10 protein-coding genes and 1 tRNA gene are annotated in these 11215 nt (G+C 74.4%); 9 read left to right on the top strand and 2 right to left on the bottom strand.

All coding sequences use genetic code 11. The features are described from left to right. Together glmU and ACFWH7_RS04700 are read right to left on the bottom strand one after the other, a co-directional pair. Positions 1-1586, bottom strand: a 1586-nt coding sequence (gene glmU, locus ACFWH7_RS04705; protein ID WP_378215287.1) for a bifunctional UDP-N-acetylglucosamine diphosphorylase/glucosamine-1-phosphate N-acetyltransferase GlmU, incomplete at its 3' end; no start/stop codon positions are given. A 30-nt stretch (positions 1587-1616) separates the two neighbouring features. Next, positions 1617-1688 (bottom strand) — tRNA-Gln (locus ACFWH7_RS04700). A 275-nt stretch (positions 1689-1963) separates the two neighbouring features. On the opposite strand from ACFWH7_RS04700, the gene ACFWH7_RS04695 reads away from it, so the two are divergent. The 9 genes from ACFWH7_RS04695 to ACFWH7_RS04655 all read left to right on the top strand — a co-directional run bounded on the left by ACFWH7_RS04695 (position 1964) and on the right by ACFWH7_RS04655 (position 11081). Further along, positions 1964-2569 carry a TetR/AcrR family transcriptional regulator gene (locus tag ACFWH7_RS04695; protein ID WP_378215332.1) on the top strand — a complete coding sequence of 202 codons (606 nt, stop codon included), beginning with the start codon at positions 1964-1966 and terminating at the stop codon, positions 2567-2569. 84 nt (positions 2570-2653) lie between these two features. Then, positions 2654-3376, top strand: a complete 723-nt coding sequence (locus tag ACFWH7_RS04690; RefSeq protein ID WP_378215286.1) for a hypothetical protein — start codon at positions 2654-2656, stop codon at positions 3374-3376. Positions 3377-3508: 132 nt separating this feature from the next. Next, positions 3509-4486 (top strand): ABC transporter ATP-binding protein, encoded by a 978-nt coding sequence (locus tag ACFWH7_RS04685; RefSeq protein ID WP_378215285.1) that lies wholly within the window; start codon positions 3509-3511, stop codon positions 4484-4486. Further along, entirely contained in the window at positions 4483-5691 is a 1209-nt protein-coding gene (locus ACFWH7_RS04680; protein WP_378215284.1) for an ABC transporter permease, read from the top strand. The genes ACFWH7_RS04685 and ACFWH7_RS04680 overlap by 4 nt, the downstream gene beginning before the upstream one ends. A 306-nt stretch (positions 5692-5997) precedes the next feature. Beyond that, positions 5998-6498 (top strand): MarR family winged helix-turn-helix transcriptional regulator, encoded by a 501-nt coding sequence (locus ACFWH7_RS04675; RefSeq protein WP_170227314.1) that lies wholly within the window; start codon positions 5998-6000, stop codon positions 6496-6498. Between the two features lie 62 nt (positions 6499-6560). Continuing rightward, the gene (locus ACFWH7_RS04670; protein WP_378215282.1) at positions 6561-7928 is read left to right on the top strand and encodes an MFS transporter; all 1368 of its coding nucleotides are present in this window, start codon (positions 6561-6563) and stop codon (positions 7926-7928) included. A 229-nt stretch (positions 7929-8157) separates the two neighbouring features. Then, positions 8158-9105 carry an ATP-binding cassette domain-containing protein gene (locus ACFWH7_RS04665; protein WP_378215281.1) on the top strand — a complete coding sequence of 316 codons (948 nt, stop codon included), beginning with the start codon at positions 8158-8160 and terminating at the stop codon, positions 9103-9105. Continuing rightward, the gene (locus ACFWH7_RS04660; RefSeq protein ID WP_378215280.1) at positions 9102-9929 is read left to right on the top strand and encodes an ABC transporter permease; all 828 of its coding nucleotides are present in this window, start codon (positions 9102-9104) and stop codon (positions 9927-9929) included. The genes ACFWH7_RS04665 and ACFWH7_RS04660 overlap by 4 nt, the downstream gene beginning before the upstream one ends. 204 nt (positions 9930-10133) lie before the next feature. Beyond that, positions 10134-11081 (top strand): TetR/AcrR family transcriptional regulator, encoded by a 948-nt coding sequence (locus tag ACFWH7_RS04655; RefSeq protein WP_378215331.1) that lies wholly within the window; start codon positions 10134-10136, stop codon positions 11079-11081. The last annotated feature ends 134 nt before the right edge of the window (positions 11082-11215 follow it).

Genomic DNA, 11215 nt, shown 5'->3' with positions numbered 1-11215 from the left:
GGGGGGGGGGCGGGGGGGGGGGGGGGGCGGGGCCCGCGCGCGCGGGCGGGGGGGGGGGGCGCGGGGGGGGCGGGGGGGGGCGGGGCGCGGGGGGGGGGGGGGGGGGGGGGCCGGGGCCCCCCCCCCTCGACCCAGCCCTCGATGTTGCGCTGCTGCCCGCCGCTCACGCCGAGCGCGCCCGCGGGCACGTCGCGGCGGATGACGGACCCGGCGGCGGTGTACGCGCCGTCGCCGACGCTCACGGGCGCGACGAACATGTTGTCCGCGCCGGTGCGGGCGTGCGATCCGATCACCGTGCGGTGCTTGTGGACGCCGTCGTAGTTGACGGTGACCGACGCGGCGCCGATGTTCGTGTGCTCGCCGATCGTCGCGTCGCCCACGTAGGACAGGTGCGGGATCTTGGAACCCTCGCCGATCTCCGCGTTCTTCGTCTCGACGAACGTGCCGATCTTGCCCTTCGCCCCCAGCACGGTGCCCGGGCGCAGGTAGGCGAACGGCCCGACGGACGTCCCCGCGCCCAGCACGGCGAGGTTGCCGTGCGTACGGGTCACCGTCGCGCCCGCGCCGACCTCGGTGTCCGTGAGCGTCGTGTCCGGGCCGATCGTCGCGCCCTCGGCGACCACCGTCGCCCCGTGGAGCTGCGTGCCCGGGAGCAGGGTCACGTCGCGCGCGAGCTCGACGTCGACGTCGACCCACGTCGTCGCCGGGTCGACGACCGTCACGCCCTCGCGCATCCAGTCCTCGAGGATCCGGCGGTTGAGCTCCGCACGCAGCGTCGCGAGCTGCACGCGGTCGTTGACGCCCTCGACGATCGTCGGGTCCGCCGAGACGAGCGCCCGGACCGTGCCGCCCTCGGCGCGCGCCGCCGCGACGACGTCCGTGAGGTAGACCTCGCCCTGCGCGTTGTCCCGGCCGAGCGTGCCCAGCCCGCGGCGCAGGACCGCGGCGTCGAACACGTAGATCGACGCGTTGATCTCGCGGATCGCGCGCTCGTCGGCCGACGCGTCCTTGTGCTCGACGATGCGCAGCACGTCGCCCGAGCCGTCGCGCACGACGCGCCCGTAGCCCGTCGCGTCCTCGAGCTCCGTCGTCAGCATCGTCACCGCGTTGCCGTCCACGACGTGCGCGGCGAGGAGCTGGGCGAGCGTGCCGCCGTCGAGCAGGGGGGTGTCGCCCGCCGTCACGACCACGGGACCCTCGAGCCCGTCGCCGGCGCCGCGTCCCTCCTCGCCGTCGGGCACGCCGTGCAGGAGCGCCTGCGCGTGGGCCTTCGCGTCGAGCGCGGCGAGCGCGCACTGCACGGCCCGGCCCGTCCCGGGGATCTCGTCCTGGTCCACGACGACGGCGTCCGGGTCGACCGACACCGCGTGCTCGGCGACACGGTCACGCTCGTGCCGCACGACGACGGCGAGCAGCGCCGGGTCGAGCGAGCGCGCCGCGACGAGCACGTGCCCGAGCAGGCTGCGGCCCGCGAGCGTGTGCAGCATCTTGGGGGTGGACGACTTCATCCGCGTGCCCTCGCCGGCGGCGAGGACGATCACGGCAGCGGGGGCGACGGTGGTGTCGGTGCCCTGCTGAGCTTCCATGGGTGTTCCCCTCGGGATCGGTGGCACGAGCTCCGCCCCCAGGACTCGAACCTGGACCAAGGGCACCAAAAACCCTTGTGCTGCCGATTACACCAAGGCGGATCGGACCCGGCGACGCTCGCGCCCGGTGCGTTCCCGGGCCACGGCGGGCGGGGTGGGTCCAGGAACAGTCTGCCAGGTCGGTCCCCGTGCCCGACGCCGGTCGTGCCCGTCTCGTCCGGTCCGCGCCGCGCCCGGGACGTGGTCCGCACCACACCCAGCACGCGCGCCCGCCCGCAGGGCGCCCGCGCCGTCGGGCCGGGACCCTCCGTCTGCCGGGAGCGGCCGCACGGCATGATGGACCCGTGGCCGAATCCAGACGCACCCCCCGATCCCGCATGACCGCGAGCCAGCGGCGCGAGCAGCTGCTCGCGGTCAGCCGTCGGTTGTTCGCCGAGAAGGGGTTCGAGGGGACGAGCGTCGAGGAGATCGCCGCGCGCGCCGAGGTGTCCAAGCCCGTCGTGTACGAGCACTTCGGCGGCAAGGAGGGCATCTACGCCGTCGTCGTGGACCGCGAGGTCCAGGCGCTCACGGCAGCGCTCTCCGGCGCGCTCGACGAGGGCGGCCACCCCAAGGTCCTCCTCGAGCGCACCGCGCTCGCGCTCCTGTCCTACATCGAGGCGTCCGAGGACGGTTTCCGCATCCTCGTGCGCGACTCCCCCGTCGCCCAGGCTACCGGCACGTTCTCCAGCCTCATCGGCGACGTCGCGACGCAGGTCGAGCACCTGCTCGCCCACCAGTTCCGCACGCGCGGGCTCGACCCCAAGGTCGCGCCCATCTACGCGCAGATGCTCGTCGGCATGGTCGCGCTCACCGGGCAGTACTGGCTCGACGCGCGCTCGCCCAAGAAGACCGAGGTCGCAGCGCACCTCGTCAACCTCGCGTGGAACGGCCTCGCGGACATGGAGAAGCGCCCGCACCTCATCACGACGCCCAGGTCGTGACGGCGCCCTGATGCGTCCGTCCACCGGTCGCCCGGGAAACTTCCCGAAATCCGCGTCATGGTGGCCGGACGAACCCGTCTCTCCTTGCGGAAGCACGAGATCGACGAAGCGGGGCACTTCATGCACGGGCACGACCGGTCCACCGACCGCACGCACGAGGACTGCCGGGACGAGATCCGTCCCACGGTCTGGGGATACTCGACCTGGACGACGGCGCGCTGCCTCCAGGGGGCCGTCGCCGGGGCGTCGGACCGCATCGTCCAGCGCACCGACGTGCTCGTCCCCGGCCTGACGCCGCGCGAGCTCGACCGCGTGCGGCGCCACGCCGAGTGGCACGCGTCGGTCGACGACGTGCGCCTGGGGCTCGTCGCGGGCGCGGCGACCGCGCTCGGCGCGCTCGTCGTCGGGCACGCCCTGGCGCCCGTCGCGCTCGTCCTCGTCGCCACGCTCCTGGGCGTCACCGCCGCGCTCCTCACGCGGGCGCTGCTGCGGGTGGCCGGTCCCCGCCTCTCCCGCGTCGAGCGCCGAGCCCTGCGCGACGCCGTCGAGATCCGGCGCGTGCGGGTCGCCCCGCCGACGTCGGCGGGCATGCGCGTGCTCGTCGCGATGAGCGCCGTCGAGTCGATCTCCGGACGGCTCGACGAGCAGGAGGGCGCGATCGCGCGCGAGCTCCTCTGGGTCGCGCTCGACGCGGTCCGGCGCGACGACGTCGCGGGCGTCGACCACGCGACCGCGGCGATGCTGCGCCTCACCGTGCGCGCCGCGCGCTCGCCCCTGCCGCCCGTGCGCGACGAGCACCGGGGCTGAGCTCCCGCGTCGCCGGGGTGAACCGTGCGACGGGGCCGCGACCTCGGGAGGGGCCTGCACCCGCCGACAGGAGGGGCAGGACGTGACATCTGTCCCGTGCCGCGCGCCGTGCCGCGTGGTTGTGTGGGACGCATGGCGACACTCGAGATCGACTCGCTGACCAAGACCTACGGCGACGTGCGCGCCCTGCGCGGGACGTCGTTCGACGTGCGCGCCGGGGAGATCTTCGGCTTCGTCGGCTCCAACGGGGCCGGCAAGACCACGACCATGCGCATCGTCCTCGGCGTGCTCGCCGCCGACGGCGGTGAGGTGCGCTGGGACGGCAGGCCGATCGACCTCGCCGCGCGGCGGCGCATCGGCTACATGCCCGAGGAGCGCGGCCTCTACCCGCGCATGAAGGTCGGCGAGCAGCTCGTCTACCTCGCCCGGCTGCACGGGTTGTCCGCGTCCGAGGCCCAGGACGCCATGGAACGGTGGACCACGACGCTCGGCGTCGAGGCGCGCCGCGGCGACGAGGTGCAGAAGCTCTCGCTCGGCAACCAGCAGCGCGTCCAGCTCGCGGCGGCGCTCACGCACGACCCCGAGCTGCTCGTGCTCGACGAGCCGTTCAGCGGGCTCGACCCCGTCGCCGTCGACGTCATGAGCGGCGTCCTGCGCGACCGCGCCGAGGCGGGCGTCCCCGTCGTCTTCTCCTCCCACCAGCTCGACCTCGTGGAGCGCCTGTGCGACCGGGTCGGGATCATCAAGGACGGCGCGATGGTCGAGGTCGGCACGATCGACGAGCTCCGCCGGACCGAGACGGAGCGATGGGTCGTGGACGGGCCACCCGGAGCGGGCTGGATCGGCGCCGTGCCCGACGCACGAGCCGTCAGCCTCGAGGGGTCGCGCACCGTCGTGGAGCTCACGCCGGGCGCCGGTGCCGCCGGCGACGGAGCCGTCGACGGGACCAGCGGACGCGAGCAGGCCGTGCTGCGGGCGGCCCTCGCTGCCGGGCCCGTGCACGAGTTCTCGCTCGTGCGACCGTCGCTCACCGAGCTGTACCGCGACGTCGTGAGCGCCGAGGAGAAGCCGGCCGGCACGGCCGCCGAGACCGTGGAGGTGGGGGCATGAGCACGGGGACCTCGTTGACGTCCTGGGGCGCGATCCGCCTCGTCGCGAGCCGCGAGATCATGACGCGGCTCCGCTCGAAGTCGTTCGTCTGGCTGACCGTCATCCTCGTCGGCGCGGTCGTGCTCGGCGGGTTCGTGCTCAACGCCGCGAGCTCGTCCAGCCCGACCGCGGAGCGCGTCGGTGTCACGCCGCAGACCGCTGCGCTCGCGGAGTCGATCACCGCTACGGGCAGCGCGCTCGGGACCGAGGTCGAGACCGTCGACGTCGCGGACGACGCCGCCGGCGAGGCACAGGTGCAGGACGGCGACCTCGACGCCCTCGTCACCGGCACCGCCGACTCCCCCACCGTCGTCGTGGACACCGAGCTCTCCCCCGGCCTCACGGCCGTCTTCACGACGCTCGCCCAGCAGACCGCGTTGTCCGACGCCGTCGCAGACCTCGGCGGCGACCCCGCGCAGGTCGCGGGCGACATCGCGACGGCCGAGCCGACCGTCCGCACGATCGGTGAGCCCAGCGAGTTCGACCCGACCCGCTACGTCACCGGCCTCGTCACCGGGATCCTGCTCTTCATGGCCATCATGATCAGCGGCCAGCTCATCGCGCAGGGCGTCGTGGAGGAGAAGACGAGCAGGGTCGTCGAGCTCCTGCTCTCGACCGTCCGCCCGTGGCAGCTCATGGCGGGCAAGGTGCTCGGCATCGGCCTCGTCGGGCTGGGACAGGTCGCGCTCGTCGTGCTCGCCGGCGTCGGGACCGCGCTCGGTCTGGGCCTGGTCGACACGTCGACGATCGACCTCGGCACCGCGGCCGTCTGGGCGCTCGTCTGGTTCGTCGTCGGGTTCGTCAGCTACGCGCTGCTCATGGCCGGCCTCGGCGCGCTCGTCTCGCGCCAGGAGGACGTCGGCGCCGTCACGACCCCCGTCACGTTCCTCATGATCGTGCCGTACATCGTGGGCGTCTCCGTCGCGCCGTGGGCCCCGGACAACCCGCTCGTCGTGTGGCTGTCGTACGTCCCGCTGTGCTCGCCGCTCCTCATGCCCGTGCGCATCGCGCTCGGCAGCGCCGAGACCTGGGAGGCACTCCTCGCGCTCGGTCTGTCGATCGCCGTCATCCCGGTGCTCGTGTGGCTCGCCGCGAAGATCTACTCCAACGCGGTCCTGCGCACGGGAGCCCGCGTCAAGCTCAAGGACGCCCTGCGCACGACCTGACCCGGGGGCCCCGCGAGGCAGAACCATGGCCACGCGAGGTAGAACCCTGGTCGCGCGAGGTAGAACCCTGGTCGCGCTGCCCGACGGCGTGTGGCAGGGCGGGGTGGGCGGGGTGGGTGGTGGTGCCCACCCGGGCAGCTGCCCGCGGTGACAGGTTCGCGACGACGAGTCGTGCTGCGGCCGGCAACCGCGGTTCTACCTCGGCCGACCAGGGTTCTACCTCGCGCGAACGCGGTTGTCTCCCGGCAGTATGGGTGACGGGCGTCAAGAGTCTTGATGTCGAGACACGTCGAGTACCCTCGCGTCATGGACCAGCAGCACGAGGACGAGGTCGACCGCATCGTCGCGGCGTGGCAGCGCGAGCGGCCCGACCTCGACGTCGAGCCGCTCACCGTCTTCTCGCGCGTCGACCGCCTCGCGCGGCACCTCGACCGCGCGCGCCGCACGGCGTTCGCGCGGGGGCACCTGGAGACGTGGGAGTTCGACGTCCTGTCCGCGCTGCGGCGGGCCGGCGAGCCGTACCGCCTGTCCCCCGGCGCGCTGGTCACGCAGACGCTCGTGACGAGCGGGACGATGACGAACCGCATCGATCGGCTCGAGGAGCGCGGGCTCGTCGTGCGCCGCCGGTCCCCCGACGACCGGCGCGGCGTGCTCGTCGAGCTCACTGCCGAGGGTCTGGAGCGCGTGGACACGGCGATGACCGACCTGCTCGCGGTGGAGGCCCGCATCCTCGACGCGCTGGAGCCCGGCGGCCGCCCTGCGCTCGCGGCGCTCCTGCGTACAGTCGTAGGACAGTTCGACGACTGACCGACGGCCCGGCTGACCGGGCGGCGGCGTCGCACGCGCCCGCACCCGGAGGTCACCGCCCGATGCCGCCGTCCCGGCCGCCCCGCCCGAGCACCTTCCGGGGCGGGATCGACGGCGTGCTGCTCGTCGCGGTGCTGCTCGTCGCGGTCAACCTGCGCGCGCCGCTCACGGCGCTGCCGCCCGTCGTCGCGGACGTCGCGGCGGACCTCGACCTCACCGCGGCGGCCGCGGGCCTGCTGACGGGCATCCCGGTGCTCTGCTTCGCCGTGGCGACGCCCGCGGTCGCGGGGCTGCTCGGACGGTCGTCGTTGCGCACGGCGATCGCCGTCGCCCTCGCGCTGATCCTCGCCGGCACGCTCGTGCGCTCGGCCGACGTCGCGGCCCTCGGCGCCGCGGGCACGTTCGCCGGGACGGTGCTGCTCGGGCTCGGCATCACGACGGCCAACCTCGCCGTCCCGATGATCGCCCAGCGCGACTTCCCCGGGCGCGTCGCGACGGTGACGGGCCTGTACACGGCCGCGATCAACGTGGGGACCGTCGCGACCACCGCGCTCACCGCGCCCCTCGCCGACGCCCTCGGGTGGCGCTGGGCGCTGGCCTCCTGGTCCGTCCTCGCGGTGGTCGGGCTCGTGTGGTGGCTCCGCGCCGTCCCGCGCGAGGCGAGCCGGACGGGACGGACGACGACGGGCCGGGCGAGCGGGACGGCGTCGGGCACGACGGCGCCCGCCGGCAGGGCGGAGCACGCGCCGGACGACGCGGGCCGGTCGGACGAGGACGCCTCCCCCGACCCCGGCGGCCTCGCCGCCGCGGCGGCGGAGGGCGTCACGGGCACCGACCCCGCCGTCGCCCGCGAGCGCCACGTCCTGGCGACGCCGTTCACGTGGTGGCTGTGCGCGATGTTCGCGCTCCAGTCGTCGAGCTTCTACGCGCTCACGGCCTGGCTTCCGCTCATCCTGGAGGACCTCGCGGGGATCCCGCGCGCGGCGTCGGGCGGCGCGGCGTCGCTGTTCCAGGGCTTCGCGATCGTCGGCGGGCTCGCCGTGCCGCTGGCAGCGCGCCGCTGGTCGCTGCGGCAGAGCTTCGCCGTGATCGCGGTGCTGTGGCTGGCGCTGCCGGTGGGCCTCCTCGTCGCTCCCGGCCTGTGGGCGGTGTGGGCGTCGATGGCGGGCATCGCCCAGGCGGCGAACTTCGTCGTCATCTTCACGCTCGTCGCGCAGCGCTTCCCGACGGTCCGTCGCGGACGCCAGGCCTCGGCCACCGTGCAGTCCGTGGGGTACTGCCTCGCGGCGGTCGCGCCGACGTTGGCCGGCGCCCTGCACTCGGCGACCGGGACGTGGACGACGCCGGTCGCCGTCGTGCTCGGCGCGCTCGTCGTGATGACGGCGATCGGCCTCGCCCTCACGGGTGCACCCCGCTCCCGCGCGAGCTAGCGCCGGACGCTACCGCGCGTCGACCACGCAAGCAGGGTTCCACCCGCGCAACCACGGTTCTACCTCGGGTGACCAGAGTTCTACCTCGCGCGACCACGGTTCTCTCCCGGCACGGCGAAGTCCTTGACCGACCCGTCGGCACGTGTTTATGGTGTACACGTCGTTTATGGCATACACGCCCGTGTGCGCCGCACACCGGCCAGCACGTCCGACCGAGAAGGAGAAGGCGATGACCGAACCGATGATCGCCGTGCAGGGGCTCGAGAAGTCCTACGGCGACCACGCCGTGCTGCGCGGCGTCGACCTGACCGTGCGCCGCGGCGAGATCTTCGCGCTGCTCGGGCCCAACGGCGCCGGCAAGACCACGACCGTCAACATCCTCACGACCCTCGTGCGGCCCGACGGCGGCACGGCCCGCGTCGCGGGGGCGGACGTCGTGCACGACGCGGCGCGGGTGCGCGAGACGATCGCGCTCACGGGCCAGTACGCGTCCGTGGACGAGTTCCAGACGGGTCGCGAGAACCTCGTCATGATGGGCGAGCTCGCCCATCTCCCCCGGCGCACGGTGCGCCGACACGCGGACGAGCTCCTCGCCCGCTTCGACCTCACCGACGCCGCCGAGCGCCGCGTCGGGACGTACTCGGGCGGCATGCGTCGCCGCCTCGACCTCGCGATCAGCCTCGTCGCCGACCCGGCGGTCCTCGTCCTCGACGAGCCGACGACCGGCCTCGACCCGGCGTCGCGCGCCCAGCTCTGGGACGTCGTGCGCGGCCTGGCCGCCGACGGGACGACCGTCCTGCTGACGACCCAGTACCTGGAGGAGGCAGACCGCCTCGCCGACACGATCGCCGTCCTGCACGACGGCCGCGTCGCCGCGCGCGGCACGGCGGCCGAGCTCAAGGCGCTCGTCGCGGGCGACCACGTGCGCGTCGCGTTCGACGACCCCGCGAGCCTCGCGGCCGCCGTCGGTCTCGCACCGACGCTGGGGCTCGCCCGCACGACCACGGACGAGAAGGACCTGTCCCTCACCGCGCCGAGCGACGACCCCGTCCGCACGATCCGCGACGTGCTCGCGGCCGCCGACTCCCACGACCTCGCCGTCGTCGGGGTCAGCGTCGTCAAGCCCACGCTCGACGACGTCTTCCTCGCGCTGACCCGGAAGGAGGGCGCCCGATGAGCGCCACCACGCCCACGCTCACGACCTCCCCGGTGCGGCCGCCGCACACCGTCGCGCGCGCCCGACAGACGCCCGCGACGGCCGCGCGCGACGTGCGCACGATGGTCGCGCGCGAGACGCGCCGCCAGCTCCGCAGCATCGACGGGCTCATCACCGCGTTCGTGCTGCCCGTGATGATCATGCTCGTGTTCGTCGTCATCTTCGGCGGCGCGATCGGCGGGGACGACTACATCGACTACGTCGTGCCGGGCGTGCTCGTCATGTGCCTCGGGTTCGGCTCGGCCACCGCCGCGGTGGGGGTCGCGCAGGACATGACGTCGGGGACGATCGACCGGTTCAAGACGCTGCCGATCTTCGGGCCGTCCGCGCTGTGGGGCCACGTCGTGGCGAGCGTGGTGCGCAACCTCGCGTCCGCCGTCGTCGTCGTGGCCGTCGCGCTCGCGCTGGGCTTCCGCCCCGACGCGGGGCTCGGCGACTGGCTGGGTCTCGTCGCGTTCGCCGTGCTCGCGGTGCTCACCTTCACGTGGCTCAGCGTCGCGCTCGGGCTGGTCCTGAGCGTCGAGGCGTCCCAGTCGGTGAACTTCCTCTTCCTCTTCGTGCCCTACCTCAGCTCCGGCTTCGTCGAGATCGAGACCATGCCGTCCTGGCTGCACGGGTTCGCCGAGAACCAGCCGTTCACGCCGATCATCGAGACGTTCCGCGGTCTCCTCGCGGGGGCGCCCGACGCGACGACGGTCCTCACGGCCGTCGCGTGGCTCGTGGGCTTCCTCGTCGTGAGCTGCGCCGCCGGCTCCGTCCTCTACCGCCGGCGGACCGCCCGCTGATCCCCGTCGCCGAGCATGCGGCTGTCGCCCGTCCGGACGGGGCCCCGGACGGGGGGCGGGCGCGGGGGCGGGCCCGGCACACGAACCCGCGCGGCGCACGAACACGGGGGGGTTGTGGGGCGGTAGGACGCACCCGACCTCCCGCCCCGGCTCGCGCTCGCGTGGGGCGTCGCCGAACGTCCCGAGCGTGCACCGAAGCGCGAGCTGAGCATCGAGCGGATCGTCGAGGCCGCCATGGAGATCGCCGACGCCGACGGGCTGGCCGCGGTCTCCATGGCGAAGGTCGCCCAGAGCCTCGGCTTCACGACGATGTCGCTCTACCGGTACGTGACGAGCAAGGACGACCTGCTGCTCCTCATGCAGGAGGCCGCGCTCGACGTCGAGTACCCGCCCGCGCACGATCCCGCGGACTGGCGCGCGGAGCTGCGCGAGTGGGCGCAGTTCACCATGGCGGTGTTCGCGTCCCACCCGTGGTTCCTCGACATCCCCGTGACGGGCGCGCCCCTCACGCCGAACAACCTGCGCGGCGCCGACAGCGGGCTGCGCGCCCTGCGGTCCACGCCGCTCGACGACGAGGAGAAGATGTCGGTCATCCTCCTCGTGAGCGGCTACGCGCGGAACGCCGCCCGGCTCCAGACCGACCTGGCCCGCGCCGTGACCGCGGCCGGGGGTGACGAGACCGTCCTGGGCGGCGGCTGGGGCGGTGCGTTGCGCGACCTCGTCGACGAGGTGCGCTTCCCCTACCTGCGCCCGCTCGTGGAGGCGGGGACGTACGCGCAGGAGGGCGAGATCGACGACACCGCCTGGGGTCTCGAACGCGTCCTCGACGGGATCGCGGTGTACGTCGACGCGCGGGCCGCCGGTGCCCCGGGCGCGGGGCGGGACCCCTCCGCCCCGGACGGCACGTCCGACGACGCGGACGGCCCGGCGTACGGCACGGTGCCCGACCCGCTCGACGCCGTCGCCCCGGTCGAGATGGCCGTGCACGTCAAGGACCCCAAGGTGAAGAAGGCGACGCTCAAGCGGCGCGACGCCGAGCGCCGCGTCCGCGAGGCGCAGAAGAAGGTGCGCGAGCTCGAGAAGGCGCTGCGGGAGGCGGAGAAGGCGGAGCGCGAGACGGCGCGGGCGGCCGTGGAGAAGGCACGCGGCTGACTCCCCGACGCAAGACCGGGGGGGGGGGGCCCGGCGGGGGGGGGCGCGGGCGGCGGCGGCGGGGAGTCGGGACCGGAAAGCGGAGCGCACACCCCCCCGCACACCGAGTTAGAAGCCCCCCGCGCGCGCGAAGG

Origin of the sequence: Cellulosimicrobium cellulans (genome assembly GCF_042723955.1) — a bacterium.
Taxonomy (GTDB): Bacteria; Actinomycetota; Actinomycetes; order Actinomycetales; family Cellulomonadaceae; genus Cellulosimicrobium; species Cellulosimicrobium cellulans_H.
The sequence above is the reverse complement of the archived record's forward strand: the minus strand, read 5'-3'. Positions and strand labels throughout refer to the sequence as shown.

What these genes read in the sequence shown, in the direction of transcription:
- ACFWH7_RS04695 (WP_378215332.1), top strand. Translation starts at nt 1,964, where the DNA reads ATGACCGCGAGCCAGCGGCGCGAGCAGCTGCTCGCGGTCAGCCGTCGG.
- ACFWH7_RS04660 (WP_378215280.1), top strand. Translation starts at nt 9,102, where the DNA reads ATGAGCGCCACCACGCCCACGCTCACGACCTCCCCGGTGCGGCCGCCG.
- ACFWH7_RS04665 (WP_378215281.1), top strand. Translation starts at nt 8,158, where the DNA reads ATGACCGAACCGATGATCGCCGTGCAGGGGCTCGAGAAGTCCTACGGC.
- ACFWH7_RS04685 (WP_378215285.1), top strand. Translation starts at nt 3,509, where the DNA reads ATGGCGACACTCGAGATCGACTCGCTGACCAAGACCTACGGCGACGTG.
- ACFWH7_RS04680 (WP_378215284.1), top strand. Translation starts at nt 4,483, where the DNA reads ATGAGCACGGGGACCTCGTTGACGTCCTGGGGCGCGATCCGCCTCGTC.
- ACFWH7_RS04670 (WP_378215282.1), top strand. Translation starts at nt 6,561, where the DNA reads ATGCCGCCGTCCCGGCCGCCCCGCCCGAGCACCTTCCGGGGCGGGATC.
- ACFWH7_RS04675 (WP_170227314.1), top strand. Translation starts at nt 5,998, where the DNA reads ATGGACCAGCAGCACGAGGACGAGGTCGACCGCATCGTCGCGGCGTGG.